The sequence below is a fragment of the Rhodonellum psychrophilum GCM71 = DSM 17998 genome, assembly GCF_000381545.1.
GTDB lineage: Bacteria > Bacteroidota > Bacteroidia > Cytophagales > Cyclobacteriaceae > Rhodonellum > Rhodonellum psychrophilum.
In genome coordinates, this window is the sequence record NZ_KB906691.1 from 23541 (window position 1) to 45177 (window position 21637).

At 42.7% G+C, this 21637-nt stretch carries 17 protein-coding genes; 7 read left to right on the forward strand and 10 right to left on the reverse strand.

Features of this window, described 5'->3' with window-relative positions; genetic code table 11:
• Positions 1–36 precede the first annotated feature (36 nt).
• Together F824_RS0121085 and F824_RS0121090 are read left to right on the forward strand one after the other, a co-directional pair.
• Complete coding sequence (locus tag F824_RS0121085) at positions 37–1503, forward strand: Gfo/Idh/MocA family protein (RefSeq protein WP_019599927.1); 1467 nt, start codon at positions 37–39, stop codon at positions 1501–1503.
• A gap of 309 nt (positions 1504–1812) precedes the next feature.
• Positions 1813–2649 carry a sugar phosphate isomerase/epimerase family protein gene (locus F824_RS0121090; protein ID WP_161629738.1) on the forward strand — a complete coding sequence of 279 codons (837 nt, stop codon included), beginning with the start codon at positions 1813–1815 and terminating at the stop codon, positions 2647–2649.
• Between the two features lie 163 nt (positions 2650–2812).
• Here the strand turns inward: F824_RS0121090 and F824_RS0121095 are convergent, their stop codons facing one another.
• The 5 genes from F824_RS0121095 to F824_RS0121120 form a co-directional block, all read right to left on the reverse strand.
• Complete coding sequence (locus F824_RS0121095; RefSeq protein ID WP_019599929.1) at positions 2813–3232, reverse strand: nuclear transport factor 2 family protein; 420 nt, start codon at positions 3230–3232, stop codon at positions 2813–2815.
• Between the two features lie 586 nt (positions 3233–3818).
• Positions 3819–4055: a hypothetical protein gene (locus tag F824_RS0121105; RefSeq protein WP_019599931.1), complete on the reverse strand. Its 237-nt coding sequence runs from the start codon at positions 4053–4055 to the stop codon at positions 3819–3821.
• Between the two features lie 28 nt (positions 4056–4083).
• Complete coding sequence (locus F824_RS28200; RefSeq protein ID WP_019599932.1) at positions 4084–4440, reverse strand: RDD family protein; 357 nt, start codon at positions 4438–4440, stop codon at positions 4084–4086.
• 343 nt (positions 4441–4783) lie between these two features.
• Positions 4784–6034 carry a M56 family metallopeptidase gene (locus tag F824_RS28035; RefSeq protein ID WP_019599933.1) on the reverse strand — a complete coding sequence of 417 codons (1251 nt, stop codon included), beginning with the start codon at positions 6032–6034 and terminating at the stop codon, positions 4784–4786.
• Entirely contained in the window at positions 6031–6405 is a 375-nt protein-coding gene (locus tag F824_RS0121120) for a BlaI/MecI/CopY family transcriptional regulator (protein WP_019599934.1), read from the reverse strand. Before F824_RS0121120 ends, F824_RS28035 begins: the two co-directional genes overlap by 4 nt.
• Positions 6406–6905: 500 nt before the next feature.
• Here F824_RS0121120 and F824_RS0121125 point away from each other — a divergent pair, with 500 nt between their 5' ends.
• The 3 genes from F824_RS0121125 to F824_RS0121135 all read left to right on the forward strand — a co-directional run bounded on the left by F824_RS0121125 (position 6906) and on the right by F824_RS0121135 (position 12234).
• Entirely contained in the window at positions 6906–7964 is a 1059-nt protein-coding gene (locus F824_RS0121125) for a flavin monoamine oxidase family protein (protein ID WP_019599935.1), read from the forward strand.
• 103 nt (positions 7965–8067) lie between these two features.
• The gene (locus F824_RS0121130; RefSeq protein ID WP_019599936.1) at positions 8068–11136 is read left to right on the forward strand and encodes a WD40/YVTN/BNR-like repeat-containing protein; all 3069 of its coding nucleotides are present in this window, start codon (positions 8068–8070) and stop codon (positions 11134–11136) included.
• 345 nt (positions 11137–11481) lie between these two features.
• A complete protein-coding gene (locus F824_RS0121135) occupies positions 11482–12234 on the forward strand; it encodes a CHAD domain-containing protein (protein ID WP_161629737.1) in 753 nt (250 codons plus the stop codon).
• Between the two features lie 53 nt (positions 12235–12287).
• Here F824_RS0121135 and F824_RS0121140 read toward each other — a convergent pair whose 3' ends face one another.
• The 3 genes from F824_RS0121140 to F824_RS0121155 form a co-directional block, all read right to left on the reverse strand.
• On the reverse strand, positions 12288–13580 hold the full coding sequence (locus F824_RS0121140; protein ID WP_026333844.1) for a serine hydrolase domain-containing protein: 1293 nt from the start codon (positions 13578–13580) through the stop codon (positions 12288–12290).
• Positions 13581–13872: 292 nt separating this feature from the next.
• The gene (locus F824_RS0121150; protein ID WP_019599941.1) at positions 13873–15372 is read right to left on the reverse strand and encodes a trypsin-like peptidase domain-containing protein; all 1500 of its coding nucleotides are present in this window, start codon (positions 15370–15372) and stop codon (positions 13873–13875) included.
• 182 nt (positions 15373–15554) lie between these two features.
• Positions 15555–15983 (reverse strand): Hsp20/alpha crystallin family protein, encoded by a 429-nt coding sequence (locus F824_RS0121155; protein WP_019599942.1) that lies wholly within the window; start codon positions 15981–15983, stop codon positions 15555–15557.
• Between the two features lie 225 nt (positions 15984–16208).
• Between F824_RS0121155 and F824_RS0121160 the strand changes: the two genes are divergently transcribed.
• Positions 16209–18731 carry a mechanosensitive ion channel family protein gene (locus F824_RS0121160; RefSeq protein WP_022582255.1) on the forward strand — a complete coding sequence of 841 codons (2523 nt, stop codon included), beginning with the start codon at positions 16209–16211 and terminating at the stop codon, positions 18729–18731.
• 41 nt (positions 18732–18772) lie between these two features.
• Here F824_RS0121160 and rlmB read toward each other — a convergent pair whose 3' ends face one another.
• Together rlmB and F824_RS0121170 are read right to left on the reverse strand one after the other, a co-directional pair.
• Positions 18773–19549 (reverse strand): 23S rRNA (guanosine(2251)-2'-O)-methyltransferase RlmB, encoded by a 777-nt coding sequence (gene rlmB, locus F824_RS0121165; protein WP_019599944.1) that lies wholly within the window; start codon positions 19547–19549, stop codon positions 18773–18775.
• Entirely contained in the window at positions 19522–20772 is a 1251-nt protein-coding gene (locus F824_RS0121170) for a GWxTD domain-containing protein (protein WP_019599945.1), read from the reverse strand. Before F824_RS0121170 ends, rlmB begins: the two co-directional genes overlap by 28 nt.
• A 48-nt stretch (positions 20773–20820) precedes the next feature.
• On the opposite strand from F824_RS0121170, the gene F824_RS0121175 reads away from it, so the two are divergent.
• Positions 20821–21606 (forward strand): class I SAM-dependent methyltransferase, encoded by a 786-nt coding sequence (locus tag F824_RS0121175; RefSeq protein ID WP_019599946.1) that lies wholly within the window; start codon positions 20821–20823, stop codon positions 21604–21606.
• The last annotated feature ends 31 nt before the right edge of the window (positions 21607–21637 follow it).

Genomic DNA, 21637 nt, shown 5'->3' on the forward strand with positions numbered 1-21637 from the left:
TTTTTGAAGACCCTTTAAACACAATTGACAAAAACCATGAAACGACCCAAAAAAGAAATCTCGGAGAATTCCCGTAGAACATTCTTGAAAAATGCGGCCATTGCTTCTTCCATCTTTATCGTGCCGAGGCACGTGTTGGGTGGGGTGGGATTTATAGCGCCCAGTGATCAGCTGAACCTTGCGGCTATCGGAGCAGGGGGTAAGGGCACCAGCGATATCCTGAACGCCTCCGTCAACGGGCGCGAAAGGGTAGTTGCTCTTTGCGATGTGGATTTTTCCGGCACGGCAAAAAAATCAATCGAGAATTTTCCCAAGGCAAAGCTATATGCGGATTACAGGGAAATGTTGGAAAAAGAAAAAGACATTGATGCAGTGACTATTTCCACTCCGGACCACGTCCACGGTCCTGCAGCGGCCTTTGCCATGGAAAGGGGGAAACACGTATATGTCCAAAAACCCATGACCCACAATATACGGGAAGCGAGACTGCTTACAGAAATGGCAAGGAACAATAAAATCGTCACCCAAATGGGAAACCAAGGGGCCTCGAATCCCTTGCTGGATATGGTGAAAAAATGGGTGGATTCCGGTCAAATAGGCAAAATATCCAAAGTGCAGATTTGGACCAATCGTCCCGTATGGCCACAGGGCGGTCCCATGCCTAAGCCTGACGAAAGCCTAAAACCAAAGGATCTAAATTGGGACTTATGGTTAGGTCCGGCCAGCTACAGACCCTACACACCCAATCTTCATCCCTTCAATTGGAGAGGGTGGTGGGATTATGGTACAGGAGCGCTCGGCGATGTTGGCTGCCATTTGATCGATATCCCTTTTCGGACACTGGGGCTTCGCTATCCCACCGATGCGGAGTGCAGTGTGGGCTCCGTCTATTCGGGAATGTGGACGGCGGATTACCACCCTGAAGGATGTCCAGCCTCTTCGTTTACAACCTTACATTTTGCAGCTACCGAAAAAAGCAAGTCACCGATAGAAATGACCTGGAGCGATGGTGGGATAAGACCATCCCATCCGGATATCATCCCTGCCGACCACGACATCGGAGGAACAAACAGCGCCAATGGCGTCATGATCATAGGTGAAAAGGGAATCATTACGACCAATATCAATGATAGCTCTCCCATGATGCCCAAGTTGTACCTCAATGATGGAACAACTGATTTTGGGCCGGATAAACTTGATAACCAAGAGCCGGAATATGGTCATCAACGCAAGTGGGTAGATGCCTGCAAAGCCGGTTTCAACAGTACCGAACACAAAGGATTGACTTCTTCTTTTGACTATGCCGGCCCGATGACCGAAACCGTATTGATGGGCAATCTTGCCATCCGAAGCTACATGCTCAGGAGAGAAAACAGCAACGGACAGATGGAATTCTATGGCCGCAGAAAATTACTCTGGGATGGGGAAAACATGAGAATCACCAACCTTGAGGATGCAAACCAATTCGTCGGCAGAACCTACAGAGAAGGATTCAAAGTCTGATGAAATAACCCGTGAAAGGATTCCATCCTGAATGGGGTTTATATTTTACAGTACAAGGGTCCCAACTTCTAACCAATCGATTCTTGTGATCAGGTTGGAAGTTGAGGATTAAATTCAGTTAAATTCACCCCTAAGGCCATGCAAAGGCTTTGGGGGGTTTTTGTGCTTTCCGTCTTTACCGATGGGTAACTTTCTTGGATCAAGAAGGATCCTTTTGAAAATAAAATTCAGGGCGAAACCCGCTTTAGTAAAGAAGATACGTTCAATATGGCATCGAAAAGAAACTTGCTTTTGAAAAAACCAACCTGTATGTCAGCTATTTTGGTATTGGCGATGCTGTCATTTTCATTTGATTCAGTATTCAAGCCACTTCCCCAACCCGAAATTGGCGTCTGTACAAGTTATACCAATGCGGATGTGCTGGCCAAGGCAGGATACTCTTTTATCGAAGAAAATGTCCAAAGTTTTTTGGTTCCTACCAAAAGCGAAGAGGAGTTCGAGAAAATCTTAGAGGACGCAAAGAATGCGGCCCTTCCGATCAAGTCATTTATCATTTTTTTGCCGGGAAATTTAAAAAGTGTGGGGCCTGACGCAGTTCATGCAGAAATATTGGACTACGCAGAAATTGTTTTTCGAAGGGCAAGAAAGGCGGGCGTTGGAATCGTTGTTTTTGGAAGCAGCGGATCAAGGTCTGTTCCTGAGGGCTTTTCAAAAGAAGAGGCAAGAAAGCAATTTATCCAACTTGGCATTGCCTTGGGGCCCATCGCAGCAAGACATGATGTGGTCTTGGTCCTTGAGCCTTTGAATAAAAAAGAGTGCAACTTTATCAATTCAGTCCTGGAAGCGGGAGAAATCGTGGAAGAAGTCAACCATCCCAATTTCCAGTTGCTGGTCGATATCTACCACATGAAAATGGAGGGAGAGGGTCCGGAAAGTATCCTACTGTATGGACGCTTTGTCAAGCATGCACACGTGGCTGAGAAAGAAGGTCGAGCTGTGCCAGGAACCCATGGGGAGGATATCCACCCGTATTATCAAGCCTTGCAACATGTGGGATACCAAGGGAAATTATCGATAGAAGGGAATTGGGTTGATATGGAAGCGCAGGCAAGTGTGGGAATAAAGACTATCAAAAACCAATGGTAAATGAGTAGCGGGGTGGATCGCTGCAGAAAAGAAGCTCTTTTTTCTTTCTAGTGTAGGAAATTCCCAAAAACAAGTTTGGGAACTGGTTCTTTTCAATAAAACCCCACAATTAAATTGTTGAAATGTGAGACAATCAAATTTTTTTGAAGGATTGGAGTTTAAATCAAAGTCTGAAAGCCTGTCTTGCCGCAAGTTTCCAGTCTCCTTTTTCCTTTACCCACACCAACAATACGCCTAGGTTTACCGTGTTTGACCTTCCGCCATCTAGCGTTTCGCCAGAGAGTTTGTGTCTGACAATCGCAGTTTTTTTGCCCGAAAAAGAAATCGTTTGGTCTGTCAATATGATTGTTTTAAAATCCGATGTTCCCGAAACCAAGGCTTCTATGAATTCCTCTCGGTTTTCAATTTTGCCACTGGAATGACCATAGCTGAGATTCGATGCTGTGAGTTGTGTCAATACTTCGGTGGAAGGATCAATCATGGCAATGCGAAGGCTTTCGATGGCGGTTTGCACTTCTTTGTCTGATTGGGCGAAAGAGAAGGAGCAAAGAAAGAAAAGTGATAAAAACAGCAGGCTTTTCATGGTCAATAAAAGGTTTAGGTCGCTTGAAATGGAAAGATAATAATTTCTTGGATATTACGGATTCAGTGGTTAAGGCTATGTCAAGCATTACCAATTCCATTCCATCCTTAAATCTCATTATAATCAGTCAATTGATTACTTTTTTAGACTTCTCCATGTCGACAATACGTCTAATTCTCCTAATAGTCTGGGGTTTTTATAGTTTCAAGCTCATAGGGAAACCTGAGGTGTGTTTCGGCTTTAATGGCTTTTGTCAAGAAATGTTTGGTGGACCACCTGCCAATATTTTTCGGCCTTTAATTGTCATTGCCAGCATTTTTTTAGAAACCGTTCAATAAAGCCGCTTTTTGTATTTGTTGATGTATAGGGTTTATCAATTTTTTTTTCAACCGTTTGCTTAGTTGTGTTCTTTTGGGTCGAGTGCTTGAGCTTCGATGTTCTGATAATGATATCTTTCTACTCGAAAAATGGACTTGTATGAATTCCGGTTGCTCTAGAGGGAAAAAATAGTGGGTTCAATTAAAAGAATCCATCAAATGGGCCTCAAATTTTTTTATGAGGCCCATTTGAGGGCTTCCTTCTAAAACTAATTTGCGGTAGGCTGTGGCTTGTAAATGGCACCTGTAGCAAAATCAACAATTAAGCCAGGCATAAATAAAAGTATGTCAGCAATTAAAGCACCTACTCTTACTTCTCTTTGTGGTTCACCTGGTTGTGGCTTTGTTCTTTGGTATTCACTAACTGGACCACCAAAAACTGTCGCACAGCCAGTTACACTTGCGGATAACAAAACAATCAATGTGAAATGAAGGAGTTTTTTCATTTGTTTAAATTTAAAAGGTTAGGTTAATTTATTTGTAAACAAGTTTGGTTTTTGAAAATCTATCGTGGAATCCATTCTGATAAAAAAGAAAGGATATAAATTCTAGAGGGACCAATCGCAATGCAGTTCGTAAAAGAATATTTAAAACTTTGGGTTTTTCATTGGTTGTCAATCCAACAACTTTTGTCTTGGTAAACATTTTTCCAACAGTTTGGCCTGTGATTGTTTCAGATATAAAATAATATAGGTAATAAATTAAAATCATTAACACTCTGAAGTCTTCTATTTCTACAAAATCCCTAAGGATGAATGCCGAAGCGAAAACAAAAATTAAAAAAACAGTTGAATCAATAAGAAGGTTAATAGCCCGAACCTCAAATCCCATATTTAGTCTCAATTTCTCCTGCAATTCTAATAAAAAAAGGTAGTTTATTCTAATTTTGAATTAGTTATTTCTTTTTGAAAATCAATTAAAACCATTTTATTTCCTGTGATTTATTGAACCGATATTGTCTTTTGGGTTTCCATTTGGGCGTTATTTAAACCTAAGAAACAGGTGTTTTCTTACTTAATTAAAGAATGCGTAGGCATTTTTAACCCGGTTCAAAAAATCAAATTTTGGCGGAAAACAGTTTTGTTTGTTTTATGGTTTTTTCTTAATTAAAAAAGGTAGGCCCTCCTTATCGGAGCGCCCACCTTTTACGATTTTGGATAGGAAAATCGGAGTATTAGCTAAGCTTAAATCGTATCGGCAATCGCATGCGCACATTCACCTTGCGTGCTCTTTGCGTCCCTGCATCCCAATTGGGTGAGTTTTTGACGACTCTCAGCGCTTCTTCATCGCATCCTCCTCCGATTCCTCTGAGGATTTCGGGATTCGTGATGGATCCATCGGAATTGATCACGAAAACAACATAAACAGTCCCTTCAATGCCCATATTCCGCGCCTCTGTTGGGTATTTTAAATTTTCGCCCAGGTATTTGCTCCAGCCCTCCATTCCTCCGGGAGGATTTGGTGGAACTTCAACGACATCGAATATTTCTCCCCCAACCGATTCGAGGACAGTTTCATCGATGGGGATATCAATCATTAGAGGTAGTGCTTCCTCTTTGGATTCTTCACAGGAGAAGGCAATCACCAACAAGGCCATCAAGGGAATGGCGAACATGAACCTCGTTTTTTGCAGTAAATTGGATTTGTTTTTTTTCATCATAAGGATTCTTTTTTTGGTTTGAAATTGGTTGAAATTGTTCATGAGTTGCTTTCCCCTTTCGGCAATGACCAGCTTCAGAAGGAGGTAAGCGTATTCATCTTTTGCATGTGATTTGGTGACTTCATCATCTACTTGGTATTCGTGCACTTCGCAGAGACTTGACTCCACAAACTTGAGTACAGGGTGGAACCAAAAAACCATTTTCATCAACTGAAAAAACATAAGGTCCAATGTATGGTAATGGCTTCCATGGAGGAATTCGTGCGCAAGGATCAATTGATGGTCATGGTCGCCAGGATTGTATTGAGGCAAAAAGACATAATGGAAGAAAGAAGAAGGTTGAAAACTGGGGTTGATTACGATGGTGTAACCGTCTTGGTAATGTTTTTCGGAAGCTTGAATCCGTCTGAATATCTGGAACAGCCCGATGGAGAAGCGAACAAATACAGTGAGGAATCCGACCCCATAAATTCCCATCAAGATTTGGGGCAAACTTAAAAGTGGGGAGGTTTGGCTTTCTGCATTGGTCGAAAACTCAAATTCGGGCAGGAAATAAATTGGATTGGTGGACAGAAGATTCGATTCCATCGAAAACCCACCTTCAAAGGAAAGCAGCGGAATGATCAGAGCCAGTCCGAGAGAGGCGAGCAAGTACGCGCGGTTCCACCCGAAAAAAGTATGCTTTGTCAAAAAGATGTGGTAAAAGCCATACAGCACAACCAAACAGATGCTGCCTTCCCATAAGTAGTTCAAAACTGGATTCATGATTCCTCGGGTTTGTTGAAGTTTTCGATGAGTTTTTGTAATTCCTGAATATCCTGATCGGAGATTTTATTTTCCTTGACCATAAAAGACAACATGTTTTGGGCAGAGCCATCAAAGTAGTTTTTGACCAATTTGTTTAAGCTTTTGCTCTGATATTGGCTCTTGGAAATCAAAGGAAAGTATTCATTGGTTTTTCCATAAGACTTGTGATTCACATACCCTTTGTTTTCCAATTGCTTGATGATGGAAGCCAAGGTGGTATACGGTGGTTTTGGATCAGGTAAAAGATTCAGGATGTCTCTGATCAAGGCCTTTTCCAGCTGCCAAAGCAGTTGCATGACTTGTTCTTCATTGGGGGTTATTGCTTCCATAATTTAAATGTAAAATTTCTTTTTCAAAAAACCTACGAAAAAATCGTAATACTACGAAAATAAAGTAATGATCGGTTTCGCTCCACTCACAAGGACACGTTTCTGCCTCGCAAATACCTGTCATCATGAGTGGAGCGAAACCAACGAAGAGGTTTTTTGTGGACTCCTCATAAGGCAAAACCTTAAACCCGTTTTATGCATTGTCAATTTTATTCCGGCCTGAAATTGTTTTATAATCAGTCGGTTGTTTACCCTTTTTGATTTCTCCCTATTGGACTATACATGAGTATTCAATTAGTCCGGTTTTTTTGTTGTTACAGTCCTATTTGGGAAGCCTAATGCATCTTTTGGGGTAAACAATATTGGGCTTGATCAAAAAAGGATTTCAATTAAAACCGAACCAATTCGCATCCACTCAGTTCCCTTTGGAATAAAAGCGCAATATTTATTTCAGGGAAACCAATTTTTCACTGACACACAAAAAAGACAAGCAAAATTAAATGAACGATATCCTTATCATTGGCGCAGGACTCAGCGGATTGACCCTTGCCCATAATCTCAAAAAGAAAGGGATAAACTGCAAAGTCCTCGAATCCCAAAATAGAATGGGGGGAAGGATTCAGACTGTCTATGGAAAGGCCAACACGCCTATGGAAATGGGCGCAACCTGGTTTGGAGGAGTCCATCAAAATCTCCTGAAATTATTGGAAGAGTTGGATCTTGGATATTTCAAACAAAAAGAATCCGGGATCGCCATTTTCGAGACGATGTCCTTCGAGCCTCCCCATCAGTATTTTGTACCTGAGTCGGGATCATCCTCTTTGCGCATCAAAGACGGTACCTATCGGATCATCGAGGTTTTGGCTGAAAAGATTGGGGTCGAAAATATCCAATTGGAAACTGAAATCACCCAAATCAGAGAGGAAGGGGAGTTCATCAGATTGATGGACAATAATGGACAGGAATACTTGTGCAAAATTCTGGTCATCGCAATGCCACCACGCGTGCTTTTGGGCAATGTGGAAATCACGCCAAAATTTCCCAAAGAAGTACTGGAAGTGATGCAAAACGTGCAGACTTGGATGAGCGGATCGGTGAAATTCTCCGTGGAGTATTCCTCTCCGTTTTGGACCCAAAAGGGTTATTCGGGATCTGTGTACAGCCAATCGGGTTTGGCAACGGAAATCTACGACCATACCAACTTTGAGGGCTCAAAATTTGCACTGAAGGGCTTTCTGAACGGAAGTGCATCCTCTTTAACTATAGAACAGCGAAAAATCAGGGTGATCCAACAACTGGAACATTATTATGGTCAGGAAGCAACACAATTTCTAAGTTACCAGGACAATATCTGGGATGGAAAGTTTATCAAATCAAAGGATGACGGTTTTCTCCTCCCCCACCAAAACAATGGACATCCCATTTTGCAACAAGGGCATTGGGGGAACAAATTGTTTTTTGCGGGAGCGGAGAGCGGTAAACCTTACGGCGGTTATATGGACGCAGCGGTAAATGCTGCCAATGTAGTTTCAACCCAAATCACCCAACTCCTTTTGTGAAACAGACTTGCGAAAATTTCGGTGGTTTTTTACCGACCGTCATTTTTCAAATTTTTTTATGTTTTAATAACCTAATTTAGATGGTAACAAAACCATTCAAATGATGAGAAAGATTTTACAGCTGATCTTGGTCTGTGGCCTGATGTTATCTTTTGGCTTGCCAAATGAGACCAAGGCCCAAACCTATGATGAAAAAGTATACGATGCCGTCCAATGGCGGTTGGTGGGACCACACAGAGGAGGCCGATCTGCGGCAGTCGCGGGAGTAGCTTCCGAAAAAAACACCTATTATTTTGGCGCCACGGGTGGCGGTGTCTGGAAAACCACAGATGGAGGCAGGAATTGGGGCAATATTTCTGACGGATACTTTGGGGGCTCGATAGGCGCGGTCACCGTTGCCGAATCAGACCCAAACATCATCTATGTGGGTGGTGGAGAAAAAACCGTCCGCGGAAATGTTTCTTACGGTTATGGCATGTGGAAAAGTACAGATGCCGGCAAAACCTGGGCCCAAACAGGTTTGGAGGAATCCCGTTTTATCTCCAGAGTGAGAATCCACCCAACCAATCCCGATGTTGTTTATGCAGCGCTATTGGGGGATATTTTTAAGCCTACCGAAATGCGTGGGGTTTACAAAACCATGGATGGTGGCAAAACCTGGGAGAGGAAACTGTATGTAGGCGATGTGGCAGGAGCGGTGGATCTGATATTGGATCCAAACAACCCAGAAACCCTATACGCCACTACATGGGATGTAAAAAGGACACCTTACAGTTTGGAAAGTGGTGGGCCGAATTCCAAAATCTTCAAAAGTACAGATGGCGGGGAAAACTGGACCGAAATCTCCAGAAACAAAGGATTGCCCGCAGGTTTATTGGGTATCATGGGCATTACAGTGTCTCCTTTGAATTCGAACAGGCTTTGGGCTATTGTGGAAAACCTCGAAGGGGGAGTTTTTCGCTCTGATGATGGCGGGGAAACTTGGGAGAAAACCAATGAAGACAGAAGCCTAAGACAAAGAGCTTGGTATTATACCCGAATCTATGCCGACACGCAGGATGAAAACATTGTCTACGTTGTCAATGTCGATTACCACAAATCAACCGACGGAGGAAAGACATTTAAATCCTCTAGTGCGCCACACGGTGACCATCACGATCTTTGGATAGACCCCAATGACAATCAGCGAATGGTCATCGCCGATGATGGCGGTGCCCAGGTTTCCTATGACGGGGGCACTTCTTGGTCCACGTACATGAACCAACCCACCGCTCAGTTTTACAGAGTCACCACGGACAATCATTTCCCCTACCGGATTTATGGTGCACAGCAGGACAATTCTACCATGCGCATCAACCATAGAAACGAAGGGGCAGCCATTACGGAAAAAGATTGGGAAGTAAGTGCCGGCAGTGAAAGTGGCTGGTTGGCCGTAGATCCAAATGACAATGACATCGTCTTTGGAGGGAATTATGGTGGACTGCTTCAATACCTAGACCACAAGTCAGGCGCAAAAAGGAACGTCAATGTCTATCCCGACAATCCGATGGGCCACGGTGCCGAGGGGATGAAGTTTCGATTCCAGTGGAATTTCCCGATTTTCTTTTCCCCCCACGATTCCAATGTGCTTTATACCACATCCAATCAATTTCACAGATCGAGCAACAAGGGGCAGAGTTGGGAAACATTCTCTCCTGATTTGACCAGGAACGCAAAAGACAAACTCGGTCCTTCAGGCGGGCCGATCACCAAGGACAACACTTCCGTAGAGTATTACAGCACAATCTTTACGGCCGCAGAATCCCCTCTGAAAAAAGGAGTGATCTGGGCAGGATCCGATGATGGACTTGTCCATGTCACGCAGGACAACGGTAAAACTTGGGAAAATGTAACGCCAAAAGATTTGCCGGAATGGACCCAAGTCAACAGCATGGAGGGTCATCCTTTTGAGGAAGGTGGATTGTACTTTGCAGCGACTGCCTACAAAAACGGTGATTTTGCACCTTACCTTTACAAAACCACCGACTACGGCAAAACCTGGACAAAAATAGTAAAGGGAATCGATGCCCAACATTTCACCAGGGTAGTGAGAGCAGATCCTGCCAAAAAAGGAATCCTTTATGCGGGTACCGAAACAGGGATGTATATTTCCTTTGATGACGGTGCCAACTGGCAAAGCTTCCAAATGAATCTTCCGATCGTGCCCATCACGGATTTGACGATCAAAGAAAACAATTTGATTGCGGCGACACAGGGGAGAAGTTTCTGGATCATCGATGACTTGACCGTCTTTCATCAGTTGGCAGAAAATGTGGGGAGCAAACCTTTTCACCTTTTTCAACCCCAGGATTCTTATAGTTTAGATGGTGTAAGAAAGGAATCCACTACGGCTGGGACAAACAGACCTGGAGGAGTATTGGTCTATTATCATTTAAAAGACGAACCAAAGGAGGAAGTCAGGTTGGAGTTTTACGACAAACAAAAAAAACTTGTCCATCAGTTTTCCTCAAAGGGCATTGAAGGGGATACTTTGAAATACAAAACCGGATCCAATGAATTCAATTGGAATCTCAGGATTCCTGATGCAAGGAAGTTTGAAGGAATGATCATGTGGTCGGGTCCTTTGAGAGGTCCTAAGGTGGTGCCAGGAGATTATTCAGTTCGCCTGATTGTGGACGGTCAGGCTCAGGAGCATGGTTTCAAAGTCTTGCCGGACAAAAGGTATCCGACAACTCAGGAAGATCTTCAAGCAAAATTTGATTTCTTGCTCAGTGTTAGGGATAAATTGACCGAAACCCATGAGGCCATCATTCTGATCAGAAAATACAAAGAGGAGCTCCATACCATTTTAGAAAAAGATCCGAAACAAAAAAGAAGGATCGATCCGATTGTCAAAACGATTTCTGATATCGAAAAGGAACTTTACCAGACACAAAACAGCAGTGGCCAGGATCCCTTAAACTATCCTATCCGACTCAATAATAAGCTTGCTCACTTGAATGTGATCGCAGGAACCGGGGAATTTAAGCCTACCGATTCAGCAGAGGAAGTGAGGGTAGAAATCACCCGGCAGATCAATATCCAATTGACCAAATTCAAAGAGATCGAAAAAACCCAGATTTCTAAAATTTTGAATATTGAAGAAATGAAAACCGAGTTGAAAATGAAATAATGTCCTGCAAAGGATGGCTTTAAAAAGTCCGCTGATTTCAGCGGACTTTTTTTTTGTCTGTGGGAAAAGTACATAGAGTTGTTGATTTTCAATTTATATTTTTGAAAACCTGGGAATGCCGATGATTTTCTCGCCTTGAGATTTCCTCTAACTGGATGGCCGTATCCATTGTTTTTCAGGTAAAGGTTTGAGTCCGTTTCACTTATCGTTATCTTTAAAATCGGAGCAAAAAAACGGAAGAAATGCATTCTGTTTTTTGCCCGGATTTTTATGTTTAAATGATATAGGTTTGGTAAATGAACCTACTGACTTGTTCTCCTATCGATGAAATCATTGGTTAAATATTTGAAAAAAAGAGAGGCCGAGATCCTTTTTCTCTTGAGAAAGGCCAAGGAGGACTTCACGGTAAATGACTTTCATAAGCTTAGAGTTGAAATCAAAAAACTAAATGCGTTTTTCGAAATGGTGGATTTTTGTGTCTCAGGTTTTAAAAGGGGAAAAAAATACAAACCATTCAGACTGATTTTTAAACAGGCAGGGAGAGTGAGGGAACTGCAGGTGGAGGAGGAGATGCTGAGCGCTTTTTTTATGGAAAATTCGTTGCAGGATTATAGACTGGAATTGAGTCGTGCATTAGAGAAGGAAAAAGAATCTTTTTTTTCAATTAATGATCAAAAAAAGCAAGACTTGCTTCAAGATAAAATCTTAAAAACCATTCCTTTTCTGAAAAAAATAAACAGGAAAAAAATGGCGGCATACATGGAGTTTGCCTGGAAGAAAATCGAGAAAATACTTGAACAAGAAAACCTGCTTTCCGAAAACCTTCATTTTTTACGCAAGCGCATCAAGAAACTTCTGTACAACAGGGTGCTGGTTTCAAAGGGCGGAGGAAAAAAAACCGTTTCGATTACGGATGATTTATCCGACATGTTGGGAAAGTGGAATGATGGACAGGTAATCCTCAATCGTTTGGAGGCAGCCATGAATTCTGGAAAAATCAAGCCGGGTGAACTCCTCCAAATCGAAAATCTAAAGGCACAAATCATGTCCAACAATGCACAAATGTTTGACCAAATCAAGCTCAGCATCCATTCTTAGGTCAATTGCTGAAAGCGAGCTGAATTTTTTTTCGTAAATCCCAAAGATCCTTTCTATTCATCCACAAGCGTAAATACCATTTGCCTGAATTTCCAGGCGGTCTGATCACCACTGATGTTTTGGGTTTGCTTCAGCAAAATCCCGATCAATTGTTCCTCTGGATCAGCGAAGTACTGGGTGTTGAAATAACCTCCCCAATCGAAAGTGCCAGCACTACCGTTTCCACCTTCAGCCATTCCTTTTTCGGTAAGAACGCCAAATGCCAATCCGTAATGTTTGTTTCCACCTCCCCAAAGGTCACCGACTTGGTTGGCCATCATGGTGTCAATGGTTTTTCGGCTCAAGATCCTCTTGCCGTTGAGTTCACCGCCATTCAAAAACATTTGCAGGAAATTGGCATAATCCAGAACGGTGCTCGACAAGCCGGCCCCTCCTGAGAAAAACCTTTTTGCCCCAGCAATGGGATAATTTGGATCATAGAAAGTGGTGGGAAACGAGGACCAATTCCCATCTTTTTTGGTGTGAATGCTGACCAGTCTCGATGATTTTTCTTCAGGCAGGTAAAACCAGGTATCCTTCATTTCCAATGGATCAAAAATCCTCTCCCTTAAAAAATCATCATAAGGTTTTCCGGATATGATTTCTATCAAATAGCCCAGTACATCCAATCCCTCACTGTAAACATATTTCTCCCCAGGTTGATGGTGGAGGGGAAGTGCCGCCAATTTTTTCGTGTTTTCTCCAATACTGATGTTTTCTGTGGTGTACAGATCCACAATACCAGCCTTTTGATAGATCATTTTCATTCTCTCGTCTGCGTCGATGACACCATAACCCAAGCCAGACGTATGGGTCAAAAGATGTCTGATGGTGATTTCTTTGTTTGCAGGCGCAGCGATAAAGGTAGTGTCTGCATACCGGAATTTCTGAAGTACCATGGGGCTTTTGAATTCCGGTATGAATTTGGAAATCGGGTCGTCCAAACGGAACCTGCCTTCTTCCCATAGCATCATCACCGCGGTGGCGGTAATGGCTTTGGTCTGAGAGGCAATGCGGAAGATGGCGTCTTTTGGCATTGCTTTGTCATTCTCTACGGATGAAAAGCCCTTCGCCGCATGGTAAATGATTTTTCCGTTTTTGGCGATCAATGCTACCAAGCCTGGAACTTCTTCGTTCTTGATCGCATCCTCTAGCATGGCATCCAGTTTCTTCAATCTATCCGGTGAAATCCCAACACTTTTGGGAGAAGCCGCTGTAAGGAGTGGGGAGCTTTTGATGGAAGGGGTTTGGGCAGATGCGAAGAAGCCGCAGCAGGAAAGTGCCAATGCGATGGAGAATCTTTTCATATGGAGATGGCTGAGTACTTTTGTCGTATTTTTTTTGATTCAAAAATAATATTTTGATGGCAATTGTCAATTGGGGGTCTTATTTCCAACCCATTTTACTGAATTGACTCAGGAAATTTCTGGAATCTCAGGATTTATTTTCTTATCAATGAAGATAAATCATTATTCAATAAAAAGGGAAAATTTGTGGTTTTACTTGGGGAATAAAAATGAATCCGAATTGTCATCACAAAAAAAACAGCCGGTCAACTGACCGGCTGTTTCCTGCCTACATCTCAAATTTTGAAAATCTTTATTCTAATATTACTTCGAAATAATATTCCTGTCCGTTTGGATAGCGCCCCAGGACCACGACTTCTTGTCCCTTATTGTTGTTGAGTACGCTGATCAGGTCATCGGCACCAGTTATTTTGTATCTGCCATCCGCTCCGATTACCGAGGTGATGACGAATCCGGTTTTTGCACCTGACTTTTTCCAGGTTTCATTGTTCAGGGTGATGATGGTAGCACCGCCCTCCAATTTCAGACGTGTTTTCAAGCTTTGGTTTACGTCTTCAAAGGTGATCCCTGCAAATGTCGCTACCTTGGGCAATTCCTTTTTTACAATCTTGGTATCTCCGGAAAGGTTTTTCAGCAAAGCGTTGGCGGTAAATTCCTTTCCATTTCTAAGGTATTTTACTTCCACTTTGTCGCCAGGCCTTTTTCGGGCGACCATTTCCTGAAGTTTAGCGACGTTGAAAGTGGTAGTGCCATCTATTCCGACGATCACATCCCCTTTTTGAAGTCCTGCTTCTTTCCCGCCACTGCCTTCATTCACATCCATCACATAGACGCCTCTGGAAACACTGATTTTTTCGTTCAGGTATTCTTCCAATTCTGGACTGATGTCTTGGATCTGTACACCCAACAAACCTCTTTGGACTGTTCCGAATTCCAATAAATCATCCATCACTTTTTTGACAATGGAACTTGGAATGGCAAAAGCATATCCGTTGAAAGTGCCGGTTCTGGAGGCGATGGCAGTATTGATACCGATCAGCTCTCCCGCCAAATTGACCAAGGCGCCTCCTGAATTGCCAGGATTGACCACTGCGTCCGTTTGAAGGAAGGACTCAATCTGTAAGTTATTGTCTGGGTTTCTTAAAATGCCAATGTTTCTGGCTTTTGCACTGATGATTCCCGCAGTGACTGTTGAGGTCAGGTCAAATGGATTTCCTACGGCAAGAACCCATTCGCCGATTCTTGTAATATCAGAATCTCCGAATTTGATGAAAGTGAGCCCTTTTGCCTCGATTTTCAACAAAGCCAAATCCGTTGTAGGATCGGTGCCAATGACTCTGGCTGTATAGCGGGTGTTGTCTTCCAAAGAAATGTCCACCTTCGTGGCATTTTGGATCACGTGGTTATTCGTCACAATGTAACCATCCTCAGAAATGATGACTCCCGAGCCTGAACTCATTCCTTCTCGGGATTGTGGCGATCTTTCGGGAGAGGGAAACCCAAAGAATTCTTCAAATGGATCTCTTCCCCTTTGTGTTTCTTGGGTGACCGAAATGCTGCTTTTTACATGGACAACCGCCGGTGTTACCATTTCGGCAGAGGCCACAAAGTTGATTCCATCGGGAATGCTGAATTTGTCATCCGCAAGCCAATTGACCAAACTGGTATTTTGCTTGTCGGTGAAATTGGTGGCGGAGTTCTGCTTGGCCAGATAACTTGCCCCCGCCAAGGCAATCACACCCCCTATGAGAGAAGCCAAAATGATTCCCAAGAAAAACTGCTTATTATTCATCTCTAGATAAGTTTATGTTATTGGATGGTTCACGAAATTTACGAGTATTGGTTGACAATAATCAAGCATTAATTGATTGAAATTGACCTAAATTAACAACGTTTAACAAGGTCAGGTTTTTTGGCAACTTGGTTCGTACTTTTATAACAAAAAGAAGTGGTGTGGGTTTCCCCACGCATCAATTAATTTACCGGAATGGTTGATTTATAGGTTGTTTTTTCAGCTTTCGGTATTTTGATTTTCAAAAGACCATCGGCATAAAGAGCCTCTATTTTGTCATGAAGGATGTCTTCCGGAAGTAAAAAGGATCTTTGGAACTGTCCATAGGGTGTTTCGATGCGGAGGAGATTTTTTTCACCGAGGTTTTCCTCCATTTTCCTTTCCCCTGAAATACTGAGTTTGCCTTCTGTGATTTCGATTTTGAAATCTGATTTTTTCACCCCTGGTACGCACACATTGATTTCAAACGCTTCTTTCCGCTCGGCAATGTCTGCCTTGGGGATAAAGGTCTTCTGTTTTTTTTCTATCGATTCTTGAAACAGCCTATCCAAAAGGCTGCTGAATGTAGGGGGATTGCCCGCCACCATTTGATTGTAGTTTACCAGTTTCATCGTATTGTTTTTTTAAATGATAAAATTAACCTGATGTTTCAACAATTGAAAATTCTATACCATCCTAGTAAGCAAGACATTGAGGCAGAAAATAGCTGGTTAATTCTTTAAAAATAATGACGTATTGGCAGACTATTGGAGCAATTTTTGCCCATATTTGCGAAAGTTTTGGGTTGAACTTCCTCTACTTGATCTATTGATATTCCTGTTTATTTCCAATTAAAAATGATGAAGGTATCCTTCCTTTTCCGGAATTTATTCTTGTTCTCCTTATGGATTGGCTCCCATGTGGCCTCCGCTCAGGACAATATTGATGTTTCTACTTCCTCGGACAGCATCTTGGTCAGTTCTGGTCAAAAACCAACGGACTCCATAGCACAGCCGAAGGCTTCCGTGGAAAGCAGTATCCGCAAGAACCTTGAGTTTACCATCACTTTGAACAGGATCAACAATGAACTGGAAAAAGAACTGGATACAGTCGAGATCATGCAATCGATCCCCTTTTTCGAAAGGTTGGTCAATACAGTCAATGAAAGACTGGAGGTGCGGGGTTCAAAAGTGAACCTAAGGTACCTCTCCGCCCTGGAAAACTTCCTCGCAAGTATCAAAAACCAAGTTTTGGATCTGGAAAAGCCAATCACCAAAAGAGGGAATGAGCTCATCGCTATTCGGGATGAATTGGATGCAGTCAAAAAGGATGATCTTTTTCAATACAGTCTTCGAGACTCTACCGTGCTTCCTGAATACCAATTGGCCATCACCCTACTCAAAAACAGGATGGTCCGAACGGACAGTGTGCTGACCTCCCAGAGGTTGCTGGCCGCATCTTTCCAAAGCCGGATTTCTTCGATGACCATTAAAATAGAGGAATTGTCCAGCGTAATTGACTTTGAAACACGGAAACTGGAAAAAGAACTCTTCAATAAAGAAAACAATTATATCTGGGAGCCCAGGGAATTCACCAACGTTGAGAAATTGGGGGAGATTTTCAGGGATTCATTGCGCTTAAACGAGGTGATTTTTTCCAGATATTTCAAAAACCATATTCCGATAAGCCTGTTTTTGTTTGGGATTTCCCTTGCCCTATATGCTTGGATACGGTACAACCTCAAAAGAATCACACAGGAAAAGGATTTTTCGGCGATCATTCTGGAAAGAGTCAAATTTGTCAATTCCTTCCAGTTTTTGAGCGCCTTGATTTTTGTGTTGCCTTTGGCGCCGTTTTTCTATCCAAAGCCTCCGATTTCATTTGAAACAGTTATCTTGATTGCTTTGGTTTTGGTGACAAGCATTTTATTGAAAAAAGACAAGCCTTGGAAAGTGTACTGGAATTGGATCTTGTTCATTTTTGTTTTTCTTTTCTATACCGCCAGTAATTTGTATTGGGAAATCGCTTTTCAAGAAAGATGGCACCTGTTGGCATTGAGTTTTATTGGTGTTTTTTTGGCAAACAGATTGGTGGTTTTGCAAAAGAAAAGTGAATTGAAATTACCCATTTACCTGAGTTATTTGGCTAAATTTTACATCGCCCTGCAAGTAGGATCCATCTTAGCCAATGTTTTTGGAAGATTCAGCTTGGCCAAAATGCTTGGAGTGGCTTCCACTATGAGTTTTGTGCAAGCGGTTAGCCTTTATATCTTTGTCACGGTCATCATGGAGATGATTTATCTTCAATTTGAAGTCAGTAAAAAACAGGGCAATGAATATACTTCCTATTGGGACTTTCAGGGAATCCAGGAAAGATTAAAAAAGGTTTTTTCGGGCTTGGCCTTTATTATTTGGGGATATTATTTTTTGGATAATCTTTCCATTTTCAACTTTCTTCTGGGCGAAGCAAAATTATTCCTGACCACTCCATGGAGCCTGTTCAGCGGCACCTTTACTTTCGGGAGTGTAGCCATCTTTTTCTTGGTGGTTTACCTGGCATCTATTTTGGCAAACAATATTGCCTACTTTGCCTCCATCAAAGACCAGCAAAAACCAAATCAAAGGGACAAAAGGCTGGGCTCATCCATCCTTCTGATCCGGTTGGGCGTGCTGTCTTTGGGTATGTTGATCGCCATTGGGGCATCTGGGATCCCCATCGATAAGATCACCATCATTCTTGGTGCATTGTCCCTGGGAATTGGCTTTGGTCTTCAGACCATCGTCAATAATTTGGTTTCGGGAATCATCTTGGCCTTCGAAAGACCTATCCAAATCGGGGATGATATCGAAGTGGGTGGGAAATCAGGTAAGGTAAAAGATGTCGGTATCCGTTCCAGCAAATTGCAAGCCTACGACGGTTCGGAAATCATCATTCCCAATGGTGATCTTTTGTCCCAACACCTGATCAATTGGACCTTGTCGGACAAAAAGCGGAGGGTTGAATTGCTGATTGGAGTGGGGTATGATTCCGACATGGAGCTGGTGCGGGATGTGCTCAGAAAACAGCTGGACCAAGAAGAAATCCTGAAAAAACCTGAACCAAGAGTCTACCTTCAGACTTTCGGTGACAGTTCGGTGGATTTCAGAGTGCTTTTTTGGGTGGACAACTATGATCTTTGGATTGAGATCAGGAATCAAGTGATGTTTGGGATTTTTAAAGCCTTCAAGGAACAGGGGATCGAAATTCCCTTTCCACAAAGAGACCTTCACCTCAAAAACCTGCCTGCAACGATTAGGGAAAATGTAAAGACGATAAAAGAAATCGAGGAAGAAATACCGGAAGGACAGGGTGGAGGTACAAATGAAAAGACCGAAGAATAAAAATCCTTCGGTCTTTAAAAAATACGCTTTAAATTTTATTTCTAAATTGATCTTTGTCTGATCGCTTCGTAGATCATGACTCCTGCGGCTACGGAGACGTTGAGACTTTCGATGTTTCCTGACAAAGGAATCTTGACAAACTCGTCACTGATGCCCATCAATTCCGGAGAGATACCATCCTCCTCAGAGCCCATTACCAAGGCTGTAGGAATGGTGAAGTCTGCATCGTACATTTTTCTTTCGGTCTTTTCGGTGACGCTGACCACGTTCAATCCCATTTTTTTCAACTCTTTGACGGTGTAATACAGGTTGGATACCCTACACACAGGAATGAAATTCAATGCCCCAGCTGAAGTTTTCACCGCATCGGAATTGATCTGTGCACTTCCTTTTTCAGGGATGACGATGGCGTGTACTCCGGCACAGTCAGCGGTCCTGGCGATAGCGCCAAAATTCCTCACATCTGTGATTCGATCCAAGATTAAGATCAAAGGTGCAACACCCTTGGAAAAACACTCCTCAATCACATTGTCCAAGGAAGCATATTGAATGGCCGACATGTGGGCCACCACGCCTTGGTGATTCTTCCGCGTCACGCGGTTAAGCTTGGCTTCCGGAACCCTCACCACGTGGATAGACTCCGATTTGGCCAAGGAAAGCAATTCCTTGATGAGTTCGTTGGTGAGGTCTTTGTTGACAAGGATTTTATCGATGTCTTTTTGGGCATGGATGGCTTCCATCACTGCCCGGGTACCGAATATATAATCCTTTTCGTTTTCTTCTTTTTCTATCAGAAATCCATCTTTCCGCTTCTCCATACTGTGATATTTTTGAACCAAGCCGGTTGAAGGGCTCTGGATCTGTTGAGTGTGTAATAATTTGGTGTCAAAATATTTTTGACGCGTGTAAAGGTAAAGTTAATTTTTGAATTTGAGTCCATGGAGCCATAACTCCATACTTCGTCATCGAGTCCAAACCGGACTTCATTGGGAGGCCCCATGACAATATAGACCATGCCGCGGTCGGTCTTCCAGCCTTCCTTGAAATCTGTAAACAAGATATTGGCAAATTCGACTTGTCTGAAATACTCTCGGATCAGGTCTTTGGAAGCCTCCTCGTTTTTGGTAAGACCGATCCAGTATTGGTCCAAAGCAATTTTTTTGTCCGCCGCTTCCAAGAGGCTCTCATGCTCCTTTCGTGTGGAAATATAAACGACCATCTGGGTCATTTCCTCCCAATTGCCAACTCTTGGAAAGGATTCTGGTGCCGTTTTGATCATCAAGCCCTTGGTGGAGTTGGTGTCAGATTGGATGAAATAATAACCTTCTTTCTCAAAGGATCTTGGGGTATTGATCAAAAAATCCCCTTCATATTCCACTTCCACTTGTCGGGACACAGGTGGAGATTTGATTTCCATGGCAGGAAATGGCGCCTCGAATTTGGCGGGATAATAAAACCGGTTCAAGTTGATGACTGAATTGCTTTTGAACAAAAGAGCTTCATTTTGAACAAGAAAACTCTGGTCAAAGGGAATGTTGTTTCCATAATAGGCGCCAAAATCCGGATGTCCGAATATAAATGGACTGATAAGGTCAATGTGGTAGAAATATTCATCTCCCTGCCGCCTGTCGGAAACCTTCAGCAAGGCAATGGCGAATTCCTGTCCCATTGGGATTTCGACTTTTTTCTCGAAGAAAAAATGGTTTTGGGTGTCATACTTCAAATCCTCTTCGGTGAGCACCATCATTTTTTCGTCCGTTATAGCTTCCTGATAGGAGGAGACAACCGTGTAGGAAAATATGTAGTCGTCAAAATCCGGATTCTCTTCAATTTTTTCAATGGGCATTTGGAGTAAAAAGGAGCGGTCGCTCTCTTGGATCGGAATGATTTTCAAAGAAAGCCTGGAATAACGGGAATACCGGAGGGCTTGGTTGACGGAGGCTAAATTTTGTTGGGAGTGGCTGTACTCGGGAATACCAATAAAAAGGATCAAAAGCCCAATGAACAGTTTAAATTTACTGGAGATGGATGTTGTTGTCATTTGATTTAAAAATTAACCTTATTTTTGCTCAAATTAATAAAATTTTAAATGGGTACCTATACAACGGAGATTGCGTCTGATAAGTTGGTCAGCGACAATCCAATTCATCAGCGCCTTTTGAAAGCCTACATCGCCGCCAAACCACTGGTAGCGGGCAATTTGCTGGAAGTGGGCTGTGGGGAAGGCCGAGGAGTGGAAGTGCTTCTGGATGCAGTGGATAATTATTTGGGTATTGACAAAATCCAGGAAGTCATCGATTCCTTAAAAATCAAATTTCCCAAAGAAGCTTTTCAACAAGCTTTCATCCCTCCCTTTTCAGGTTTTGGAGACAATTCTTTTGATACTGTCGTGAGTTTTCAGGTTATCGAACACATCCAGAATGACAAACTTTTTTTGGAAGAAATCCACAGGGTGTTGAAGCCAGGCGGAAAAGCCATCATCTCCACCCCAAATATTCGCCATACCCTCTCCCGTAATCCCTGGCATATCAGGGAATACACAGGTCAGGAATTGACAACACTTTCTGAAGGGATTTTTGACAAAGTGGAATCCATGGGCATTGGTGGCAACCAAAAAGTTTGGGATTACCATGCCGCCAACCGCATTTCTGTAAATAAGATCATGCGATTTGATATTTTCAATCTCCAGTACAGGCTGCCAGCTTCGGTTTTGAAAATGCCATTTGAGATTCTGAACCGAATGAACCGCAACAAGCTCCACCAGCAACAAGGCAAATCTGTGGTGGAAATCAGCCATGAGGATTACCTGCTGGTCGACCATCCAGACAAAGGCCTCGACCTTTTCTATATAATGCATAAAAAAAGCCCGAAATAAATCCCGGGCTTTTTTTATGCATTGTGTTTTT

Bases quoted from the DNA above. Each gene is read 5' to 3' on its own strand.
- F824_RS0121085 (WP_019599927.1), top strand. From the start codon at position 37: ATGAAACGACCCAAAAAAGAAATCTCGGAGAATTCCCGTAGAACATTC.
- F824_RS0121090 (WP_161629738.1), top strand. From the start codon at position 1,813: ATGTCAGCTATTTTGGTATTGGCGATGCTGTCATTTTCATTTGATTCA.
- F824_RS0121095 (WP_019599929.1), bottom strand. From the start codon at position 3,232: ATGAAAAGCCTGCTGTTTTTATCACTTTTCTTTCTTTGCTCCTTCTCT.
- F824_RS0121105 (WP_019599931.1), bottom strand. From the start codon at position 4,055: ATGAAAAAACTCCTTCATTTCACATTGATTGTTTTGTTATCCGCAAGT.
- F824_RS28200 (WP_019599932.1), bottom strand. From the start codon at position 4,440: ATGGGATTTGAGGTTCGGGCTATTAACCTTCTTATTGATTCAACTGTT.
- F824_RS28035 (WP_019599933.1), bottom strand. From the start codon at position 6,034: ATGAATCCAGTTTTGAACTACTTATGGGAAGGCAGCATCTGTTTGGTT.
- F824_RS0121120 (WP_019599934.1), bottom strand. From the start codon at position 6,405: ATGGAAGCAATAACCCCCAATGAAGAACAAGTCATGCAACTGCTTTGG.
- F824_RS0121125 (WP_019599935.1), top strand. From the start codon at position 6,906: ATGAACGATATCCTTATCATTGGCGCAGGACTCAGCGGATTGACCCTT.
- F824_RS0121130 (WP_019599936.1), top strand. From the start codon at position 8,068: ATGAGAAAGATTTTACAGCTGATCTTGGTCTGTGGCCTGATGTTATCT.
- F824_RS0121140 (WP_026333844.1), bottom strand. From the start codon at position 13,580: ATGAAAAGATTCTCCATCGCATTGGCACTTTCCTGCTGCGGCTTCTTC.
- F824_RS0121150 (WP_019599941.1), bottom strand. From the start codon at position 15,372: ATGAATAATAAGCAGTTTTTCTTGGGAATCATTTTGGCTTCTCTCATA.
- F824_RS0121155 (WP_019599942.1), bottom strand. From the start codon at position 15,983: ATGAAACTGGTAAACTACAATCAAATGGTGGCGGGCAATCCCCCTACA.
- F824_RS0121160 (WP_022582255.1), top strand. From the start codon at position 16,209: ATGATGAAGGTATCCTTCCTTTTCCGGAATTTATTCTTGTTCTCCTTA.
- rlmB (WP_019599944.1), bottom strand. From the start codon at position 19,549: ATGGAGAAGCGGAAAGATGGATTTCTGATAGAAAAAGAAGAAAACGAA.
- F824_RS0121170 (WP_019599945.1), bottom strand. From the start codon at position 20,772: ATGACAACAACATCCATCTCCAGTAAATTTAAACTGTTCATTGGGCTT.
- F824_RS0121175 (WP_019599946.1), top strand. From the start codon at position 20,821: ATGGGTACCTATACAACGGAGATTGCGTCTGATAAGTTGGTCAGCGAC.